General features: G+C 68.5%; 11 protein-coding genes. 7 read left to right on the forward strand and 4 right to left on the reverse strand.

Features of this window, described 5'->3' with window-relative positions:
• Positions 1-49: 49 nt before the first annotated feature.
• Positions 50-4,609, reverse strand: a complete 4,560-nt coding sequence (locus K340_RS30860; RefSeq protein ID WP_154674313.1) for an isopeptide-forming domain-containing fimbrial protein — start codon at positions 4,607-4,609, stop codon at positions 50-52.
• A gap of 389 nt (positions 4,610-4,998) precedes the next feature.
• Here K340_RS30860 and K340_RS30865 point away from each other — a divergent pair, with 389 nt between their 5' ends.
• Genes K340_RS30865 through narI form a run of 5 tightly spaced genes read left to right on the forward strand, consistent with a single transcriptional unit; the run spans position 4,999 to position 13,049 of the window.
• The gene (locus K340_RS30865; protein ID WP_084614571.1) at positions 4,999-6,201 is read left to right on the forward strand and encodes an MFS transporter; all 1,203 of its coding nucleotides are present in this window, start codon (positions 4,999-5,001) and stop codon (positions 6,199-6,201) included.
• A complete protein-coding gene (locus K340_RS0116755) occupies positions 6,198-9,950 on the forward strand; it encodes a nitrate reductase subunit alpha (RefSeq protein WP_029137557.1) in 3,753 nt (1,250 codons plus the stop codon). The genes K340_RS30865 and K340_RS0116755 overlap by 4 nt, the downstream gene beginning before the upstream one ends.
• The gene (narH, locus tag K340_RS30870) at positions 9,950-11,632 is read left to right on the forward strand and encodes a nitrate reductase subunit beta (RefSeq protein ID WP_037365193.1); all 1,683 of its coding nucleotides are present in this window, start codon (positions 9,950-9,952) and stop codon (positions 11,630-11,632) included. Before K340_RS0116755 ends, narH begins: the two co-directional genes overlap by 1 nt.
• Positions 11,629-12,345 carry a nitrate reductase molybdenum cofactor assembly chaperone gene (gene narJ / locus K340_RS30875; protein WP_037365195.1) on the forward strand — a complete coding sequence of 239 codons (717 nt, stop codon included), beginning with the start codon at positions 11,629-11,631 and terminating at the stop codon, positions 12,343-12,345. The genes narH and narJ overlap by 4 nt, the downstream gene beginning before the upstream one ends.
• Positions 12,342-13,049: a respiratory nitrate reductase subunit gamma gene (gene narI, locus K340_RS0116770; RefSeq protein ID WP_029137558.1), complete on the forward strand. Its 708-nt coding sequence runs from the start codon at positions 12,342-12,344 to the stop codon at positions 13,047-13,049. The genes narJ and narI overlap by 4 nt, the downstream gene beginning before the upstream one ends.
• 72 nt (positions 13,050-13,121) lie before the next feature.
• Here the strand turns inward: narI and K340_RS0116775 are convergent, their stop codons facing one another.
• The 3 genes from K340_RS0116775 to K340_RS0116785 are packed head-to-tail and all read right to left on the reverse strand — an operon-like array spanning position 13,122 to position 17,516.
• Complete coding sequence (locus tag K340_RS0116775) at positions 13,122-15,107, reverse strand: ABC transporter ATP-binding protein (RefSeq protein WP_084614563.1); 1,986 nt, start codon at positions 15,105-15,107, stop codon at positions 13,122-13,124.
• On the reverse strand, positions 15,104-17,020 hold the full coding sequence (locus K340_RS30880) for an ABC transporter ATP-binding protein (RefSeq protein WP_211229496.1): 1,917 nt from the start codon (positions 17,018-17,020) through the stop codon (positions 15,104-15,106). Before K340_RS30880 ends, K340_RS0116775 begins: the two co-directional genes overlap by 4 nt.
• Positions 17,021-17,048: 28 nt before the next feature.
• Positions 17,049-17,516, reverse strand: a complete 468-nt coding sequence (locus K340_RS0116785; RefSeq protein WP_029137560.1) for a universal stress protein — start codon at positions 17,514-17,516, stop codon at positions 17,049-17,051.
• A 260-nt stretch (positions 17,517-17,776) separates the two neighbouring features.
• On the opposite strand from K340_RS0116785, the gene K340_RS0116790 reads away from it, so the two are divergent.
• Positions 17,777-18,397, forward strand: a complete 621-nt coding sequence (locus K340_RS0116790; protein ID WP_084614565.1) for a DoxX family membrane protein — start codon at positions 17,777-17,779, stop codon at positions 18,395-18,397.
• Positions 18,398-18,650: 253 nt separating this feature from the next.
• Positions 18,651-21,035, forward strand: a complete 2,385-nt coding sequence (locus K340_RS0116795; RefSeq protein ID WP_037365197.1) for a phosphoketolase family protein — start codon at positions 18,651-18,653, stop codon at positions 21,033-21,035.
• Positions 21,036-21,060 lie beyond the last annotated feature (25 nt).

The raw sequence follows: 21,060 nt of genomic DNA on the forward strand, positions 1-21,060 counted from the left end.
CAACTGCTCGCGGCTGCCGATCGGACATCGCGCACCGGACTCCGAGAGGTCAGTGGAGCCTGCCGCGACGTCGACCCCAGACAATCAGCCCGCCTCCGACCGTGAGCAGCAACAGCCCCCACTCGACCAGCCGGGTTGCCGGCACGCCGGTGTTCGGCAGAGCCTGGGGAGGGGACGCGGAACCGTTGCCCGGCGGTTGATCTGTCTCCGGATCGCCGGGTCCGGATGGTTGCGATGTGTTCCCGGTGGTGGCGGGGCCCGATGTCGCGGTCGAGGCGGGGGGCGGTGTGGATGTCGTGGTGGAGGTCGTGGCAGATCCGGGCGGTCCGCCCGAGGTGGTGGGTGAGCTGGGAGTCGTCGGCGTGGTGGGCGTGACCGGCGCTGGCCGGTTGGTGACGGTGACCGTGGGCACCGCCGCCGTCCCGTCGACCGGGATCGTCACGACCTTTGCGTTCGCCTCGCCGGTGGCATCACCGATCAGGCCGGCGGTGTCGGTCTCCCAGACCCGGCACCGGGCGCGGGCGGGTAGCGGACCGATCGGCAACGACTGGTCCGCGGCCAGGGCGAGCGCTCCTTCACCGGCCGGCACCGGAGCACCGTCCGACCCGTCCAGGTTCTCCGGGACAACGGAGCACGAGTAGGCGAACCCGTAGGGACCGGTGGCGTCGGAGTCGAGCACCTTCTTGGCGATGGTCAGCTGGCCGTAGACCAGGGCGACGCCGGTCTTGATCGGCTCGGTCGGCGGCAGCTGGGTGATGCTCCCGCCGGGTTCGGTGAAGAACTCGGTGTGCGCGAACGAGTTCCAAGCGATTTCGTTCTGCGAGGGGTTCGGCGGAGCGGCCGGCGCCACCATCCGGAATCGCAGCGAAGTGGCTCCGCCGGGAGGGAGCCCGCCGGCAAAGGTGAGATATCCGCGGAACGCGGAGGACCCGGCGAAATCGTCATCCCAGTCGCCGTCGGTACAGGCGCCGTCGGCCGGCGGAACCAGCGGCGGTTCCTGCAGATCGCCTGTGCAGGCCGGCGTGTCGGTGGTGTACGCGGCGTTCAGCTCGCCGGGACCCTGCAGGGTGACCGGCCCGAGCAGGCTCGGCGGGCTGCTCCACTGGGTGCCGCGGGATTCGTCGGTGAGGATCACGCCGGTGTCGCCGGGAGCGGGGAACACGTCGACGATCCGGACCTCGTTCGCCGGATTGGTACCGGCATTGACCAGCCGCAGATAGAAGTCGAAAGCGCGGCCGGGCGCGACCCTGGCTACACAGGGATAGCGGGTGTAATCGCGGCCGTCGACGGTCAGTCGTGGACACGAGCCGTCGCCGATCGGCAGCAGCTCGCCGGTGATGCTGTTCATCCAGCCGAGAGTGTCGTCGCCGGCCACCCATTTGTCGGCGCGGAATGCATTGCCGGCCAAGGTGGTCACCACCGACGCCGAGGTGCAGTACAGACCGTCGCCGTACGCCTCGTTGTCGGTCTCGCTCCCGGGGCGCGGTGCCCCGGCCGCGCACCCGAGGTCCGGTCGGTCGGCGGTGCCGCCGGCCCGGTTCTCGATCGTGCTGTCCGCCGATACCCCGGGGGCTAGCTGGGCCTGGAAGGTGACGGTGATGCTGCCGCCCGGCAGCAACACCAGGCCCGGGAAGCTCCACTGCAGGGCGCTGACCCGGCCGGCCGGGGACTCGGTGGTCGTGAAGACCGGCCCCGCAGGAGCTGGCGCGCCATCCGGTTGAACAATCTCGAAGGTGTACGGCCGAGTCGGATCGGTTGGCGCGAACTCCAACTGGTCGGGCAACGGATCGACGATCTGTGGATCGGGAAGCGGCCCGGTTCCGGTGTTGGTGATGGTCAAGGTGAACGGAATCGGATCGCCGGGACCCACCGACGAGTCCGGCGTCTTGCTGAACAGCAGCTGCGCGGTGCCCTCGCCCAGCACGTGGGTGGCGGTGGTGTCCGGGATCAGGGCGAGTGTGCCCTGTTGCCGGGTGGTCTCGTAGCCGCCGTTGGCGGTGTCGGACAGGGTGTCCGGCACCGCCGGCCCTGAGTGCAGGTTCTCCCTGGTGGTCACGTCGAAACAGACGCTGGCCGCGGTGCAGGCGCCGCTACTCGGAAAGTTGGTGCCGGGACGAATGGTGAAGCTGCCGTCGGCGGTCAGGAAGGTGAAGCGCAGGCCACGGACCTCAGCCGCCGTCAGCCCGCCCGGCAGACCGGGGGTGCGGTCGGCGGTCGGCGTGCCTTCGACGAAAGTGCCGGCAGCGCAACCGGTGGTGCAGGCATCGACCCGCACCCGGTCGGCGCCCGGCGGGAAGTTGGTGCGAATGTTCCCGGCCGGCGCGGCCAGGTCGACCGCGTCGAAGAAGTCGGGGTCGGTATCGGTGACGACCAGCCGCTTGAGCCACAGGGTGCCGGTGTTCTGGGCCGCCAGCCTGACCTGGACAGTGCTGCCCGGCAGTCCTGGCTGTGGCCGGACCGATTCCGCCGGGCTGAGCGACTTCTGCACGCTCGCGCCCTCACTCGGCTCGGTGGCGGTGATGGCCGGCGCGCAGAACCGGGCCGGTGGTTGGGTATCGGACCCGACGGCGGCGCAGTTCTGGATTCGGCTGCCGGTGTCCACTCCATCCCGGAGGAACACCGACGCGGTCAGCGAGAAGCGGGCGTTGATCGGCAGCGGGTCGGTGACCGTGACCCGGAATCCCTTGGCCCGCTCCAGCAACGCCGCATTACCGGCGACGTACGGGACATAGTCGCCGGCGTCCGGGTCATAGACCTCTGCGGAGGCGGCCGGGCTGGCCGGCAGGGTCAGCGACTGCAGTCGCAGCGAGTCGAACGGGTTGTTCGCGGCGGTCGGATCCACCGGGTCGCTGAGGGTGACGCCGGTGGCCGGCACCGTGCCCCGGTTGATGAACGACAGCGTGAAGGTGCGCGGCAGCCCGGGCAGGATCGTCGGCAGTTGCGCCGATTTGACCCCGTTGACCTGGGCGAAGGCAGGTTGCACCGCGACCGAGGCGCACTCTGCCGCGGCGGCCGAACCGACGCCGTCGTCGGAGCTGGTGGCGGTCCCCGAGGCGCAGTTCTGCACGCCGGCGGAGGAGCCGCCGACCAGATCCTCCGGCGTCACCGTGTCGTTCAGCCGGCCCTGGATCCCCAGCGATCCGGCAGCGCCGGCGGCGATCGTGCCATTGCCGGCCGCGTCGCGCCCGGTGAAGGTGACGGTCACGGAATCGGCCCGGCCGCTGGTACAGGGCACCGGGACGTCGACGGTGGTCGGCGGTGGCAGGAATTGCCTGCTGATCGTGGTTCCGGCGCAATCGAAGCTGACGTCGGCGACCGTGGCGCCGGCCGGGAAGACGATCCTGGTGTTGCTGACGTCGACCTTGCTGTACTCGCTGGGCGAGCTGGTCGACGGGTCCGTGATGGTGATGGTGGCGACCGGGAACGGCGAGGTGTTGGTGGCCTTGACGATCCCGGACACCAGCGAGTTGCGGCCGTCGACAGCCTGGCCGTCGGCGGTGTAGTCGGCGTTGGTGTCGGAGAAGAAGGTCTTGTCCAGCGTCATGGTCGCCTGGGCGGGTTGCACTGCGTACGTGGCGCAGACAGGTGGGCCGCTCACCTCGCCGAGTACCGGATCGGTACCACTGGGCACCACGCAGTTCGCCACATCATCACGAACCGTCGGGCTGTAGGTACCGCCGGTGGAGCGCAGGGTGTCCCGCAGCACGGTGCCGATCTGCACGGATCCTGCGTTCGGGCTGGTCGGGATCGGCGTTCCGGCCGCGTTGCTGAAGATGAACCGCAGCCCGGTCACCTCACCGGCCGTGACTCCGCCCGGCAGCGACAGCGTTGGTCCGGCCTGGGCCGGCGAATTGGTGTAATCGGCGACGGTGCAGGAGGACAGCGCCGCCGTGCAAGCGGCGACCACCACCCGGTCGGCACCCGGTGGGAAGACCACCGGTCCGATGTCGGTCACGTCGAACCTGTCGAACACCGCGGGCGTGGCGTCCTGGATGGCCAGCTCACTGAGCTGGGCGGTGGAGGACGAGGAGTTGCGGACGCCGAGAGTGATGGTGCCGGCCTCGCCGGATCCGGCGACCGCGCCGCCATCGGTCCAGGTCTTGGTCGCGACCGGCCGCACCACCCGCGGTACGTCGACCCTGACATCCGCCGAAGCCGTTGCGGTGGCAGCGTTGTCGGCAGTGACCGTCGCCTCGTTGGTGATCACCGTGCCGTCCGTCACGGCGCTGTCGGCCGGAACCCGGACGCCGATCTCGACGTTTCGGGACGACCCGGCCGGTAGCCCGACCGCACCGGCCGGGCTGGGTGGGTTGAGCGGGATGATGAAGGCGATGGTCAACCGGCGGGTGCCAGCGTCGTAGCTCACGGTGCGCTCGGCATTGCTCTGCGGCAGCGCGGTGACCTCGATGCCGGCCGGGAGCACGTCGCTGACGGTCGCGTTCTCGCAGGCCTCCGTCAGCCCTGAACAGCGGGGCGTCAGGGTGTATTTGAAGTCGGCTCCGGGTTGGGTGCTGGAGACCGATGCCACCTTCTGCAGTCCGAGGGCGGACGCCGCAGCGGCCGGTCCGGCTACGACCAATGGCAACAGCGAGGCTGCCAGGAGCGCCACCGTCAGCGCACAGATCAACCGGAACCCACGGCCTGCTCGGGGCCGAATCGATCGCACTGACACGAACGCCCCCGTGAAAGACAGGCTTCGGTGGATCGGACATGTTCTCCGACAGCGACGATATATCGACGAACGTGGGTTGACCAGGTGGTTCGACCCTCAGCAAGCGTCAGGTTGTGCAGTCAGGCGACCCACGGTGATCGGGACCTTGGTCCCTTCCGGTTGCCGGTCGTAGGCCTTAGCGTCAAGATCGACAGGCGAGGTTGCGCAGGCGAGATCGGTCCAGAGCCGATCTGGCGGGAGGTTCGATGGCTCACGACGAGGTGGGTGCCGCAGTGGAACGGACCGACGCACTCCCGAGCAGGGCCGGGTCCGGCAAGCCGTGGCTGATGCTCGCGATCGCGACGATCGGGTTCGCGGTCAACTTCTGGGCCTGGGCACTCCTCAGCCCGCTCGGCCCACTGTTCCGGCAGACCGGGGCCCTTGGCGAGCTGACCGAATCGGATGTTGCCCTCCTGGTGGCGGTTCCGGTGATCGTCGGATCGCTGGGCCGGATCATCGTCGGTGCGTTGACCGATCGCTACGGCGGTCGGGTGATGTTCCCGCTGGTGTCGGCGGCGACCGTGCTGCCGGTGCTGTTCGAGGCCTTCGTCGGCCTCAATTCCTACACTCTGCTGCTGATCGGCGGCTTCTTTCTCGGCATCGGGGGTACCGCATTCGCGGTCGGGGTGCCGTTCGTCAACGCCTGGTTCCCGCCCGAGCGCCGCGGGCTGGCCATCGGCATCTTCGGGGCCGGCATGGGCGGGACCGCGATCAGTGCGCTCACCACGGTCACGCTGTACACCGGCAGCCACACCGCGCCTTTCTTGTACGCCGCGGCGGCGCTGCTGGTCTATGCGGTGGTGTCCTGGCTGGTGCTGCGCGATGCGCCGGGCCGGACGGCGCCGTCCGGAACGTTGTGGAACCGGTTGCGCGGCAACGCGGCGCTGCCGATCACCTGGCAGGCCAGCGTGCTCTATGCGGTCGCCTTCGGCGGCTACGTGGCCTTCTCCGTCTACCTGCCCTCGTACCTGAAGATCGCCTACGGGCTCACTCCAGGCGATGCCGCCAACCGAATGGCGGGATTCGTCGTGGTGGCGGTGGTCATGCGACCGGTCGGCGGTTGGCTGTCGGACCGGCTGGGCGCCATCCGGGTGCTGGCAACCTGCTTCGTGGTGGTCGCAGCCGGCGCGTCCGTCGCCTCGGCGACGCCGTTGCTCGAACATGTCGGCACCGTTGCCTTCCTGGCGATGGCAGCCGCTCTCGGCGCGGGCAGCGGCGCCACCTTCGCCCTGATCGCCTCCGCCACCGAACCGAACCGGGTAGGCGGGGTGACCGGCATCGTCGGTGCCGCCGGCGGGTTGGGTGGCTTCGTCCCGCCGCTGATCATGGGATACGTCTACGGCCGCACCGAGTCGTACGCGATCGGCCTCATCCTGCTGGCGGTCACCGCGGTGCTCGCCCTGCTGCTGACCGTCACGGTCGTCCGTCGCACGGCGCTGGGCGCCACCACTGTCGGCGCCACCACCGCCGCAACGGAAGGAACTCCATGACCACTACCCAGCAACCCGGGCTGGACGGACCGCTCACCGACGCGCTGTTACGTACCCGCCGATTCTTCACCAGCGCAACGGTTTCCGACGATCTGCGCACGATGAAGAAGGTCGGCGGACGGGAGGCGGACAATTTCTACCGGGACCGCTGGAGCCACGACAAGATCGTTCGCTCCACCCACGGAGTGAACTGCACCGGGTCCTGTTCGTGGAAGGTGTACGTCAAGGACGGCATCATCACCTGGGAGACGCAGCAGACCGACTACCCATCGGCCGGGCCGGACAGTCCCGAGTACGAGCCGCGCGGCTGCCCGCGTGGCGCCGCCTTCTCCTGGTACACCTATTCGCCCACCCGGGTGCGCTACCCGTACATCCGCGGGGTGTTGCTGCAGCTGTACCGAGAGGCCAAGGGGCGCAACGAGGGTGACCCGGTCCGGGCCTGGGCCTCGATCGTCGGCGACCCGGAGCTGGCCCGCAGGTACAAGTCCGCCCGCGGGAAGGGCGGCCTGGTCAGGGCCTCCTGGGACGAGGCCGCCGAGATCGTCGCGGCCGCCCACGTGCACACCATCGCCACCTATGGTCCGGACCGGGTCGCCGGGTTCTCGCCGATTCCGGCGATGTCGATGGTGTCGCACGCCTCCGGCGCCAGGTTCATGAACCTGATCGGCGGCTCGATGCTGAGTTTCTACGACTGGTACGCCGACCTTCCGGTGGCCTCGCCGCAGGTGTTCGGCGACCAGACCGACGTCCCCGAGTCCGGCGACTGGTGGAACGCCGGCTATCTGATCATGTGGGGCAGCAACGTTCCGGTGACCCGGACCCCGGATGCCCACTGGATGGTCGAGGCCCGCTATCGCGGGCAGAAGGTGATCGCGGTGTCGCCGGACTACGCCGACAACGTCAAGTTCGCCGACGAATGGCTGCCGGCCCGGCCGGGCACCGACGGCGCACTGGCGATGGCGATGGGCCACGTGATCCTGAAGGAGTTCTTCGTCGATCGTCAGGTGCCGGCCTTCACCGACTACACCCGACGATTCACCGACCTGCCGTACCTGATCAAGCTGGACCCGGTCGCAGGTGCCACCGATGCTGACGGTGCCGTTGGCGCGGTCTACCGGCCCGGCAAGTTCCTGACCGCGGCGGATCTTCCGCAGTTCGCCGCGCAGGACAACGCGCACTTCAAGACGGTGGTGCTGGACGGCGCCACCGACGGGCCGGCGGTGCCGCTCGGATCCTTGGGGCACCGGTTCGGCCCGGCCGACGAGGGCCGCTGGAATCTGGAGCTCGGCGACCTCGACCCGCAGCTGACGCTGTACGGCGCCACCGGAACCGACGGGGCGGGCGGCACCGCCGACGCGGTGCTGGTGGAATTGCCGCGGTTCGACGGTCCGGGTGGCGAGGCGGACGCGGCACTGCGCGGCGTTCCGGTGCGCCGGATCGGTGATCAGCTGGTGACCACCGTGTTCGACCTGATGCTCGCCCAGTACGGGGTCGGCCGGGACGGACTGCCGGGCGAGTGGCCCGACGGGTACGACGATCCGTCGGCGCCGTACACCCCGGCCTGGCAGGAGGGGCTGACGGGGGTGCCGGCGGCCGCGGCGGCCAGGATCGGCCGGGAGTTCGCGGCGAACGCCGAGGAGTCCGGCGGCCGGTCGATGATCCTGATGGGCGCCGGCACCAACCACTGGTTCCACTCCGACACCATCTACCGGGCCTTCTTGGCACTCACCACCTTGACCGGCTGTCAGGGCCGCAACGGCGGTGGTTGGGCGCACTACGTGGGCCAGGAGAAGGTGCGACCGCTCACCGGGTACACCCAGGTGGCCAACGCGCTGGACTGGAACCGGCCGCCCCGCAACATGATCCAGACCGCCTACTGGTATCTGCACTCCGACCAGTACCGCTACGACCACTTCGGTGCCGACACCCTGTCGGCGCACCGGAGCGCCGGCAGCAGATTTGCCGGGCAGAGCACCGCCGACCTGATCGCGCAGAGCGCGCGGATGGGCTGGATGCCCTCCTATCCGACCTTCGACCGGAATCCGTTGGACCTGACGGACGAGGCCGCAGCGGCCGGCCGGTCGACCGCCGACTACATCGTCGACGGCCTGAAGTCCGGCGAGATCCGGTTCGCTGCCGAGGATCCGGACGACGAGAAGAATTTCCCTCGGGTGTTGTCGATCTGGCGGGCGAACCTGCTCGGGTCGTCGGCCAAGGGCGACGAATACTTCCTCAAGCACCTGCTGGGCGCCGACTCCGCGGTCCGGGCCACCGAGACTCCGCCCGCCCTGCGACCCAAGGAGGTGAACTGGCGGGAGAAGGCGCCGGAGGGCAAGCTCGATCTGCTGCTCACCATGGATTTTCGTCAGACCAGCACGACGCTGTTCTCCGACATCGTGTTGCCGGCCGCCACCTGGTACGAGAAGCACGACCTGAGCAGCACCGACATGCATCCATTCGTGCACTCGTTCAACCCGGCGATCGCGCCGCCGTGGCAGACCAGGACCGACTGGGACATCTGGCTCACCATCTCGCGAAAGTTCAGCGAGCTTGCCGCCGAGCGGCTCGGGGAGCGTACCGACGTGGTGGCGCTGCCGTTGACCCACGACACCCCGGACGCGATGGCCAACCCGCACGGCGTGGTCCGCGACTGGAAACACGGTGACTGCGAACCCATTCCAGGTGCCACCATGCCGAAGCTGGTCGAGGTGAAGCGTGATTACGGTGCGGTGGCGGACAAGATGGTCGCGCTCGGCCCGCTGCTGGACACCCTCGGCGCGACCACCAAGGGCATCACCTACGACCTGACCGCCCCGCTGGAATACCTGCGCCACAAGAACGGGGTGGCCAGGGGGGGCGCCGCGAACGGCCGGCCGTCGATCGAACGCGCCGACCAGGTGTGCGAGGCGATCCTGGCACTGTCCGGAACCACCAATGGCCTGCTGGCCACCCAGGGCTTCCGGACGCTGGAGAAACGTACCGGCACCCTATTGCACGACCTGGCCGCCGAGCACGAGGGTAAGCAGGTGACGTTCGCCGACACCCAGGCGGCGCCGGTCCCGGTGATCACCTCGCCGGAGTGGTCCGGTTCGGAGACCGGCGGGCGGCGGTACTCGCCGTTCACCGTCAACGTGGAGCGGAACAAGCCCTGGCACACGCTGACCGGCCGTCAGCACTTCTACCTCGACCACGACTGGATGGCCGAGCTCGGCGAGGGGCTCCCCGTGTACCGGCCACCGCTGAACATGGCAGCGCTGTTCTCCGAGCCGGAGCTCGGCGACGTCTCCGAGCTGGGTGTGACGGTGAGATACCTGACCCCGCATAACAAATGGTCGATCCATTCGGAGTACCAGGACAACCTCTTCATGCTGTCACTGTCCCGCGGTGGGCAGAACATCTGGATGAGCGACAAGGACGCGGCCAAGGTTGGGATCGCCGACAACGACTGGATCGAGGCAGTGAACCGCAATGGCGTGGTGGTGGCGAGAGCCATTGTCTCGCATCGGATGCCGGAGGGGACGGTGTACATGTACCACGCCCAGGACCGGCTGATCGACGTGCCGCTGTCGGAGACGTCGGGCAAGCGCGGCGGCATCCACAACGCGCTGACCCGGTTGATGATCAAACCGAGCCACCTGATCGGCGGGTACGCCCAGCTGTGCTTCGCGTTCAACTACTTGGGGCCCACCGGGAACCAGCGTGACGAAGTGACCGTGATCCGTCGGCGCAGTCAGGATGTGACGTACTGATGAAGGTCATGGCGCAAATGGCGATGGTGATGAACCTCGACAAGTGCATCGGTTGCCACACCTGTTCGGTGACCTGCAAGCAGGCCTGGACGAACCGGGCCGGCACCGAGTACGTGTGGTTCAACAACGTGGAAACCCGTCCCGGACAGGGGTATCCGCGCACCTACGAGGACCAGGAACGCTGGCGCGGCGGCTGGGCGCTGAACAGCCGGGGCCGGCTGACGCTCAAGGGCGGCGGTCGGCTGAAGAAGCTGGCCACCATCTTCTCGAACCCGATCATGCCGTCGATCGACGACTACTACCAGCCGTGGACCTACGACTACTCGACGCTCACCGACGCGCCGGCCCAGCAGCATCTGCCGGTGGCCCGGCCTAAGTCGCTGCTCACCGGCAAGGACATGAAGATCACCTGGTCGGCGAACTGGGACGACGACCTGGGCGGATCGGCGGTGACCTTCGCCAACGACCCGATCCTGAAGAAGGTCTCCACCCAGGTGAAGCAGGAGTTCGAGTCGACCTTCATGTTCTACCTGCCGCGGATCTGCGAACACTGCCTGAATCCGTCGTGTGCGGCCTCCTGTCCGAGCGGGGCGATCTACAAGCGGTCCGAGGACGGCATCGTCCTGGTGGACCAGGACCGCTGCCGCGGTTGGCGGATGTGCATCTCCGGCTGTCCGTACAAGAAGGTGTACTTCAACCACCGGACGGGCAAGGCGGAGAAGTGCACATTCTGCTTCCCGCGGATCGAGGTCGGCATGCCGACCGTGTGCGCAGAGACCTGCGTCGGCCGGTTGCGGTACATCGGCCTGATCCTCTACGACGCCGACCGGGTGCTGGAGGCCGCGTCGACACCGAACGACCAGGATCTGTACGAGGCGCAGCGGTCGCTGTTGCTGGACCCGAATGACCCCGAGGTGATCCGGGCGGCCGAGCGGGAGGGCATCCCGAACGACTGGATCACTGCGGCCCAGCGTTCGCCGATCCACGCCCTGATCAACACCTTCAAGGTGGCGCTGCCGCTGCATCCGGAATACCGCACGATGCCGATGGTCTGGTACATCCCGCCGCTCTCGCCGGTGGTGGATGTGGTGGCCGAGACCGGCGAGGACGCCGAGAACCACCGGAACCTGTTCGCCGCCATCGATGCGCTGCGGATCCCGATCGAGTACCTGGCCGAACTGTTCACCGCCGGCTCGGTGCCGGTGGTCGACGGAGTGCTGCGCAAGTTGGCCGCGATGCGGTCGTACATGCGCGACATCAACCTCGGTCGGGACCCGGACGGCGGCATTCCGGCGGCGGTCGGCATGTCTGAGGAGGACATGTACGACATGTACCGGCTGCTGGCGTTGGCCAAGTACGACGAGCGGTACGTGATCCCGCCCGCGCACGCCGAGCAAGCGCATGGACTGGAGGAACTCGCCACCGAGTGTGCACTTGACTTCGACGGTGGACCGGGGATGGGCGGGTCAGGGCCGTTCGGCGAGGGCTCGGGGCAGCAGTCGGTGCCGGTGGCGGTGGAGAACTTCGCCGTGCTGCAGGAGCGACAGCAGGCGGACTCCTTGGGCGGGGTGGCAGGTGGGAACGCAGTGACCCTGGTCAGCTGGGACGGCAAGGGCTCGCCGAAGGGAATGTTCCGCCGGCGGCGCGGCGGCTCCGACAGTCCTGGAGGGGAGAGCCGGTGAGACGCACCGTTTCGCGGAGGGCTCCCGGTCCGTGGAGTGCAGGTCAGCTGGCGACCGGCTGGCAGTGTGCGTCGCTGCTGCTCGGCTACCCGGACCAGACGCTGCTGGACAACCTAGCCGTGGTGTCCGCGGCCGCTGCCCGGCTGGCCCGGCCGCTGGGCGAGCCGCTGGGGGTGGTGTGCGAGCGGCTCACCGCCGCGGCGCTGCCCGAGCTGCAGGCAGACTACGTCGAGACCTTCGACAGCCGTCGCCGGTGCAATCTCTACCTGACCTATTTCCTCTACGGCGACACCCGCAAACGCGGCGCCGCGCTGCTGCGCTTCAAGCAGACCTACCGCGAGTCCGGATTCGCCCTGCCGGACAGCGGGGAGAACGCCGAGCTGCCCGATCACCTGTGCGTGGTGCTGGAGTACGCGGCGACGGTGGATGGCACCCGGGGCCGTGAGCTGCTGCTCGAGCACCGGGCCGGGCTGGAGCTGCTGCGGATCTCGTTGCGGGACAGCGACTCGCGCTGGGCACCGGTGCTGGAGGCGGTGTCGGCGACGTTGCCGCCGCTCCGCGGTGACGAGGACGAGGCCATCCGCCGGCTGGCCGCCGAGGGTCCACCGGACGAGGAGGTCGGGATGTCCCCGTATGCGATGCCGGAACGACCACCGGCCGCCGGTGGATCGGTCGATCTGCCGATGCCGTCGTTCCAAGGAGCCGGCCGATGACGCTGTTCCTGTGGGTCGTCTACCCCTACATCTGTCTCACCATCTTCGTGGTCGGGCACATCTGGCGCTACCGCTACGACAAGTTCGGGTGGACCACCCGCTCGTCGCAGCTGTACGAGAACCGGTTGCTGCGGTTGGGAAGTCCGCTGTTCCATTTCGGGATCCTGGCCGTGTTCCTCGGGCACGTGATGGGCCTGGGAGTACCGAAGTCGTGGACCGAGGCGGTGGGCATCTCGGAGGGGCTCTACCATTTCTTCGCGGTGACGGTCGGCGCGATTGCCGGCATCTGCACGCTGGTCGGGATGTCCATCCTGATCTATCGCCGACGCACCACCGGACCGGTGTTCTCGGCGACCACGTCGATGGACAAGGTGATGTACGCGCTACTGGCCCTGGTGATCGTGCTCGGCCTGGCGAACACCGTGGTGGCCAACCTGGTCGGCAGCTACGACTATCGGGAGGGGGTGTCGATCTGGTTCCGCGGCATCTTCCGCTTCCAGACCTACCCGGAGCTGATGGCCGCAGCGCCCTGGACGTTCCAGGCGCACGGATTGGCGGCGATCACTTTGTTCGCGCTGTGGCCGTTCACTCGCCTTGTGCATGTCTTCAGCGCGCCGTTGGGCTACCTGACCCGGCCGTACATCGTGTACCGCAGCGCGAAGCCGTCAACGGCCGGGAACCGGCCGGCCCGCCGCGGTTGGTGACCGAGCCCTTTGACGCCCAGCGCACATCGCCGAGGGCTGCGTGCGGGCCGGCCGCGCGCCGGCGAGCGAGACTCAGGAAGTCCAGGCGTGCCAGAGGGCGGCGTACTCGCCGTTCAACGCCAGCAGCTCGTCGTGGCTACCCAGCTCGGTGATCCTGCCATCGATCACCACGGCGATCCGGTCCGCGTCGTGCGCGGTGTGCAGCCGATGGGCGATGGCGACAACGGTCCGGCCGGTGAGCAGTGCGTTCATCGATCCTTCGAGATGACGGGCGGTCCGCGGGTCGATCAACGAGGTCGCCTCGTCCAACACCAGCGTGTGCGGGTCGGCGATGATCAACCGGGCCAAGGCGATCTGCTGGATCTGCGCAGGGGTGAGCGAGGTGTTCCCGGACCCCAACTTGGTATCCAGGCCGTCCGGTAGCCGGCTGACCCAGTCCCAGCCGTCCACGGCGACCAGCGCCGCGCGCACCGCCTGGTCGTCGGAGCCCTCCTTGGCCAGCACGATGTTGTCCCGCACCGTCCCGACGAAGACGTGCTGTTCCTGGGTGACCAGGGCGACCTCGGTGCGCAGCACCGGCAGCGGCAGCTTCACCAGGTCCACGCCGCCGACCGTCACCGACCCGGTCCGTGGCGCGTTGATCCCGGCCAGCAGCCGGCCGAGGGTCGACTTGCCGGAGCCGGACGGTCCGACGATGGCCAACCGCTCGCCCCTGGCCAGATGCAGATCGATGCCGTGCAGCACGTCGTGGTCCGGGCGGTAGGCGAACCGGAGATCCTCGCCCACCAGATGGTCGCCGGCGGGCAACCGGTCGCCGGGGGTGCGGTCGGCGGGAACACCGGCGATACCCAGCAGCCGGGTGGTCGACGCGGCCCCGACCTGCAGCCGGTCGACGGTCGAGATGAACTGGTCGAGCGGACCGAACAGGCCCTCGATGTACAGCATCGCGGCGGTGAGCTGCCCGATCGTCACCCACCCCTTGGCATAGGCGAAGGCGCCCAGCAGCACGGTCACTCCGCGCGGCGCGTTGAACGCCACGTCCATCACGATGAACAGCAGGTTCCGCAGCGACATGGTGTACCGCTCGGCCTGTGCCGAGACGGTGGCGTCGTCGTCGGTGCGTCCGATCCGCTGCTCCTGCAGGCCGAGCGCCTCGATAGTCCGTGCGCCCTCAACGGTCTCGGTCATCGTCGCGTTGATCCGCGAGTATGTGCCGCCTTCGGTGATGTAGCCCTTCGGTGCCCTGCGCAGATAGCCCTTGACCCGGGGAACGGCCAGTCCGACGAACAACAACGACGGCACCGCCAGGATCGGCGCGTTCACCAGCAGCGCGACGAAGGTCAGTACCACGGTGAGGCCGGAGATGATTGCCTGCGGCATCGCCCATTGCACCGAGTCGCTCATCGTCCCGACATCCCGGGTCACTCTGGTCACCAGGTCGCCGGTACTGGCCCGCTCCACCGTCCCGAGCGGCAGCCGGAGCACGGCCCGCACCACATATTCGCGGGCGGCGGCCAGCACATCCTGGCCGAAGACCGCCGAACTGACGTTCGCCGCGAACACGAACAGGCTCTGCAGCAGCACGATGCCGATCACCACCATGGCGATGCCGGTGATGTGGCTGATCGGCGTGTCCGCGGTGGTGGTGGCGTTGACCAGCGTCCCGAGTAGCCGCGGCACCAGTAGCCCGGTGACTGCCGCGGCGATGTTCAAAGCGATCAGCGCACCGAACTTGACCTTGCGGGTACTGATCAGCCCGCGCAGGAACGAGAGCACCGCGGAGTTCTCGGCGACCGGCAGGCCGTTCTCCGGGTTGCGGGAGCCGGCGAAGTAGCGGGCCGCCCGCTCGGTGCGCACCAGGTGACGGCGGTGCCAGGCGCGGACCCGTTCGACCGTCGTGGTGCCGGCGGTCGGCGGGATCAGTTCCGGTGGGATCACCGGCGGCGCAGCGGCTTCGGGGTCCTGGAGCCAGGTCTGCCGGGAGCCGGCGAACAACTCCTCGGTCTCCGCTGACGGGTCGCCGGGCGGGAGACCGGCGCGGTCGAGATCAGCGGTCATCGCCGGTCACCGTTGGTCGACGGTCGATCCGACGGTGGGTGCCCGGCTTCGGAGTCCTGGGCATCGAGATCCCGGGCAACCACCCGGCGATAGGCCGGCGTGGTCCGCAACAGCCGCTCGTGGCTGCCGACTGCGCTGATCTTGCCGTCGGCCAGCAGCGCGACGGTGTCGGCGTGATGCAACAGCAATGGGGACGCCGACATCAGGACAGTGGTCCGCCCTTTCCGGAACTCGGCGAGCCGACCGGCGATGGCGGCCTCGGTGTGCGCGTCGACCGCCGACGTCGGCTCGACCAGGACGAGCACCTCCGGGTCCAGGCCCAGCACCCTGGCCAGCACCAGCCGCTGCCGCTGGCCGCCGGACAGCCCGCGGCCGCGTTCGTCGATCCGGCCCTGCCAGCCACCGGGGACGGCGTCGAAGACGTCCTCGGCGGCTGCCGTGTGCAGCACCGCCTCCGCCTGCTGACGGGTCAGTGCCGCGTGCGGGTCGACGAGTTCCTGCAGGGTGCCGGAGAACACCGTTGAGGCGGTGTCGGAGACCACGATGTGCTTCCTGACCTCGGCAAGCGGTACCTGCGCCAGGTCGACGTCACCGACCCGGACGCCCCATCGGCCGCCGCTGAGTTCCCGGTCGGCCTTGGCGATCTCCTCTTGCGCGGCAAGGCGTTTGCGGTGCTCGCGCTTGGCCTTACGGCCGCTGGCCGCATCATCGACGGTGGGCACCGGATCGGCCAGCGTCGGCAGGTAGCGGCCGAGTCGGTCGGCCAGCGCCGCCGAGTCGTCCGGCACCGCACTGACCACCATGGTCAGCTCGCCGGGTGGGGCCACGAAGCCCGAAACCTCGTCGGTGACGGCGACGCCGGCCGGCAGCGCGCGGGGCTGGTCCGGATCGCGCCACGGCGGGTCGATCCGCAGGGCGGCAACGGCACGGCGCGCGGAGACCATGCCACGGGTCCAGCGTTGGAAGAACTGGAAGAAGTTGGTGACCGGGCCGGTCAGGAACATCGCGTAGCCCAACAGCGCGACCAGTTGTCCGGTCTGCAGACGGCCCTGCAGGACGTCGCGGGCACCCAGCCACATCAGGAGCACCAGGAAGATGCCCGGCAGCAACACGGCGACAGCGTCGGTCACCGACTGCCAGACCCTGGCCGCAACACCGGCGGATCGGACCCGCTGCGATTGCCCCGCGTAGTTGTCGCCGAAGGTCTTCTCGCCGCCGATGCCGCGCAGAATGCGAAGGCCGGCAACGATATCGGTGGCCATGCCGGTGAGTTCGGCGTTCGCGCTGCGCTCCACCATCTGCCGCTTGGCCATCGGCTTGAGCAGCGGGTAGGCGGCCGCCACCAGCACCGGCGGACCGATCAACACCAGCAGACCGAGGTCGGTCGAGATGCCGAGCACGATGGCGCCGACCGCGAGAAAGGCGATCAACGAGGCGACGGCGCGGCCGGTGACCTCGATCAGTGACCCGAAAATGTCGGAGTCCGACGAGGCGACGCTGAGCACCTCACCGGTCGGCAACCGGCGGGCCTGGACGTGACCGAGCTGCACGGTCTTGCGGTTGACCAGCTTCAGGGTCCCGTACAGCGCGATGAGCCAACCGCGCACCACGACGGTGTGGAACAGGACTCCGCACAGCGACCCGAGGACCGTCACCAGCAGCAGCGTCATTCCCCAGAAGATGGTGCCGGACGTCGATCCCGGCAGGATTCCCTCGTCGATCGTCTTGCCGAGGAGCAACGGCCCGAGGGTTGCCGGGATGTACCACAGCACCCCGGCGACGACGTTGGCGGCCAGCACGTCCGCCTGTGATCGCAGCAGCCAGCGCAGGAAGGCACCGGGTGTTCTGGTGGCCGGCTGGTCGATGGCGTTCGGGCGGTAGGCGTCGACCACCGGCGGGAAGTCGCGGATCACCGACCTACTGTAGGAGGCCGGCGGTCGATCAGCGATCGGTTAAAGCTTCGTCCAGCACCCGCCGGCCATCGGCGTCGACGATCACCACCGGGCAGTTGGCCTTTCGCCGGCACTGCGCCGCGGTCTGCCCGAGAACGAGCTCTCTGAGGCCGAACTTGCCGTGCGTGCCCAGTACCAACATCAACGCAGATTCGGCGTGTGCCAACAGCACCGGCGCCGGCCGGCCCTGAACGCTCGAGGTGATCACCTGGGTGGAGACGCCGGTGTCGGCCCGGGCCGCGGTGACCTCGTTGGCCAGCATGCACTCCGACCCGGTGCGCATCTCGTGAACCGAACCCAACAGCAGTTCCGGCAACGAATGCGGGTACCAGCAGTGCACGACCTGCACGGTGGCGTCGAGTTCCTGGCCCTTGAGCATTGCCCACCGCAGAGCTCCGACACTGGCATTCGATCCGTCCACTCCGATCACAATGGTGCGGGCGGGCTTGTCCGTCATGGTCGTTTCCTTTCCGGGAGGTCCGCGATCGGCCGGGGCGACCGGATGCGTTCCAGACTTTGACTGTAGGAGCGGGGAGCGGCCCCTCAACAGGGCCGAAAGTCCCGGTGTCGACAGCGTTTCGTGCATCCGTCGGCTGTCTTGCGGCGACCAATGGCCCTGGTGACGACCCGGCGTACGCGCCCAGACTCAGCGGTGAGGGAGCAGAACGTCGGGCGACAAGCGCCCGGGAGCCTCCCGATCGGAAGGAGTGAACAGCCATGACCACCAGCACACCGAGGGCCCGCGAAGTCGTGCCCGCCGACGTCGTCTCGCCGCGGCCGGATCGGGTTCCGGCGACGACCGAGGCCTCGGCTGCGGCAGCCGTGCCGGGTCATCGCATCATCGACGTCCTGCGGATCGCGCTCGGATTGGTGTTCCTGTGGGCCTTCGTGGACAAACTGTTCGGACTGGGCTACTCGACCGCGGGAGCGCGGTCCTGGCTCAACGGTGGATCGCCGACCAACGGCTTCCTCGGCCACGTCGAGGTCGGGCCGACCCAGTCGATGTTCCGCTCGATGGCGGGCAACGGCCTGGTCGATTGGCTGTTCATGCTGGCGCTACTCGGTGTCGGCGTCGCGTTGTTGACCGGTGTCGTGTTACGGCTCACCGCCGTCGTCGGCTCCATCCTGATGGTGCTGATGTGGGCGGCCGAATGGCCACTGGCACGGTTCACCTCGGCCGGCGATCCGTCCGGTTCGACCAACCCGTTCATCGACTACCACCTGATCTACGCGCTCGGGATGATCGCGGTGGCCGTCTTCGGCATCGCATCCACCTGGGGCCTTGGCCACTGGTGGTCCCAGCGGAAGGTTGTCGCCGACCACAAGTTCCTGCTCTGACGAGCTGCCCGCGACGTATCGAGAATGACGGTATCGAGAATGACGCCGGTCGCGGCGCCCCGGCTGTAGGTCGGAGCCGGAGTGCCGCGGCCGCCGCCGTGCTCTCCGCCATCGCCGTGATCGGGCTCCACCGACCGACTCCGCCGATGTTGGGACCGAAGTCCCACGGACAGAATCCCATCGGCCCTGGTTGCGCTGTCGGATCAGTGCGGTGATGGTTGAGACAATTCCGCCGACATTCAGGGAGCCCGTAGTGTCCGACATCACCGAGGCGACGGCCCATTCGACCGCACATCTCGACAATGAGGAACTCACCCTTATCGACAGGTACTGGCGTGCCGCCAACTACCTGTCGGTCGGGCAGATCTACCTGATGGACAACCCGTTGCTGCGAGACCCGCTGACCCCCGACCAGCTCAAGCCGCGGCTGCTGGGGCACTGGGGGACCACCCCCGGACTGAACTTCGTCTACGCCCACCTCAACCGGCAGATCCGGCGCCGCGAGCTGAGCATGATCTTCATGGCCGGGCCCGGTCACGGTGGCCCCGCCGCGGTGGCCAACGCTTACCTGGAGGGCACCTACTCCGAGGTGTACCCGCACATCGGCCATGACCTGGAGGGACTTCGGCTGTTGTTCCGGCAGTTCTCCTTCCCCGGCGGGATCCCCAGCCATGTTGCCCCGGAGACACCGGGGTCGATCCACGAGGGCGGTGAGCTCGGCTACTCGTTGGTGCACGCCTTCGGCGCGGCTTTCGACGACCCGCAGCTGATCGTGGCCTGCGTCGTCGGCGATGGTGAGGCCGAGACCGGCCCGCTGGCGGCCGGCTGGCAGTCGAACAAGTTCCTCGACCCGGTGACCGACGGCGCGGTGCTGCCGATCCTGCATCTGAACGGCTACAAGATCGCCAATCCCACGGTGCTGGCCCGGATATCGCGGGACGAACAGCTGGCGATGTTCCGCGGGCTGGGCTACCGGCCGATCCTGGTCGCCGGGTCGGATCCGACTCTGATGCACCGCCAGATGGCGGCGGCACTGGACGACGCACTGGCCGATATTGCCGGGATCCAGCAGCGGGCAAGGGCCGGGACCGACACCGAGCGGCCCCGCTGGCCGATGATCATCATGGAGTCGCCGAAGGGCTGGACCGGCCCGAAGGTGGTGGACGGGCTGCCGGTGGAGGGCACGTTCCGGGCTCACCAGGTGCCGTTGAGCGAGGTGCGCACGAACGCCGAACACCGGGCGCAGCTCGAGGCCTGGATGCGCAGCTACGACCCGGAGGATCTGTTCGAGGCCGACGGTCGACTGCGTCGGGAGCTGGCCGAGCTGCCGCCGGCGGGTGACTTCCGGATGAGCGCGACGCCGCGGGCAAACGGGGGGCTGCTGCTGCGGCCGCTGGAGCTGCCGGACTTCGCCGACTACGCGGTGGACGTCCCGACTCCCGGCACCACCACGGCGGAGGCGACCCGACAGTTGGGGGTGTGGCTGCGGGACGTGATTGCGGCCAACCCGGAGAACTTCCGGTTGTTCGGCCCGGACGAGGTGAACTCGAACCGGCTCGGCGCCGTCTTCGAGGTGACGGACCGGGTGTGGGAGGGCGAGATCGTCGACGGTGACGACCATCTGGCCTCCACCGGCCGGGTGATGGAGGTGCTGTCCGAGCACCTGTGCCAGGGCTGGCTCGAGGGTTATCTGCTGACCGGTCGGCACGGTCTGTTCACCTGTTACGAGGCCTTCATCCACATCATCGACTCGATGGTGAACCAGCATGCCAAGTGGCTCAAGACCACCAGGAGCATCCCGTGGCGGCGGCCGATCGCCTCACTGAACTACCTGCTCACCTCGCACGTCTGGCGGCAGGACCACAACGGTTTCTCGCACCAGGACCCGGGTTTCATCGATCATGTGGTGAACAAGAAGGCGGAGGTGGTGCGGGTGTATCTGCCGCCGGACGCCAACACGCTGCTCTCGGTGGCCGATCACTGCCTGCGCAGCCGCAACTACATCAACGTGATCGTGGCCGGCAAGCAGCCGGCGCTGACCTACCTGGACATGGACTCGGCGATCGCCCACTGCACCCGCGGTCTGGGCATCTGGGACTGGGCGAGCAACGACGGCGATGGCGACCCGGACGTGGTGCTGGCCTGCGCCGGCGACATCCCGACGCTGGAGACGCTGGCCGCCGTCGACCTGCTGCGCCAACACCTGCCGGAACTGCGGGTGCGGGTGATCAATGTGGTCGACCTGATGCGCCTGCAGCCGGACACCGAACATCCACATGGCATGCCGGACAGGGAGTTCGATGCACTGTTCACCACCGACAGGCCAGTGATCTTCGCCTATCACGGTTACCCGACGCTGATTCACCGGCTGACCTACCGGCGCACCGGGCATGCGAACTTCCACGTCCGCGGGTACCGGGAGGAGGGCACCACCACCACGCCGTTCGACATGGTGATGCTCAACGACCTCGACCGTTTCCATCTGGTGATGGACGTGATCGACCGGGTGCCACAACTCGGGCAACGGGCGGCGACGCTGCGCCAGCAGATGGTCGATGCCCGGCTGGCCGCCAGGGCATTCACCAGGGCACACGGCGAGGACGATCCCGCGATCTCCGGCTGGAGCTGGCCGCACTGACCTGATCGCGCGGAAGTGTCCAGGT

This window comes from Nakamurella lactea DSM 19367, assembly GCF_000426645.1.
GTDB classification, from domain to species: Bacteria; Actinomycetota; Actinomycetes; order Mycobacteriales; family Nakamurellaceae; genus Nakamurella; species Nakamurella lactea.

Excerpts from the sequence above, each read along its gene's own strand:
- narI (WP_029137558.1), top strand. The coding sequence starts at position 12,342 with ATGACGCTGTTCCTGTGGGTCGTCTACCCCTACATCTGTCTCACCATC.
- narH (WP_037365193.1), top strand. The coding sequence starts at position 9,950 with ATGAAGGTCATGGCGCAAATGGCGATGGTGATGAACCTCGACAAGTGC.
- K340_RS0116755 (WP_029137557.1), top strand. The coding sequence starts at position 6,198 with ATGACCACTACCCAGCAACCCGGGCTGGACGGACCGCTCACCGACGCG.
- K340_RS0116785 (WP_029137560.1), bottom strand. The coding sequence starts at position 17,516 with ATGACGGACAAGCCCGCCCGCACCATTGTGATCGGAGTGGACGGATCG.
- K340_RS0116790 (WP_084614565.1), top strand. The coding sequence starts at position 17,777 with ATGACCACCAGCACACCGAGGGCCCGCGAAGTCGTGCCCGCCGACGTC.
- K340_RS0116775 (WP_084614563.1), bottom strand. The coding sequence starts at position 15,107 with ATGACCGCTGATCTCGACCGCGCCGGTCTCCCGCCCGGCGACCCGTCA.
- K340_RS30865 (WP_084614571.1), top strand. The coding sequence starts at position 4,999 with ATGCTCGCGATCGCGACGATCGGGTTCGCGGTCAACTTCTGGGCCTGG.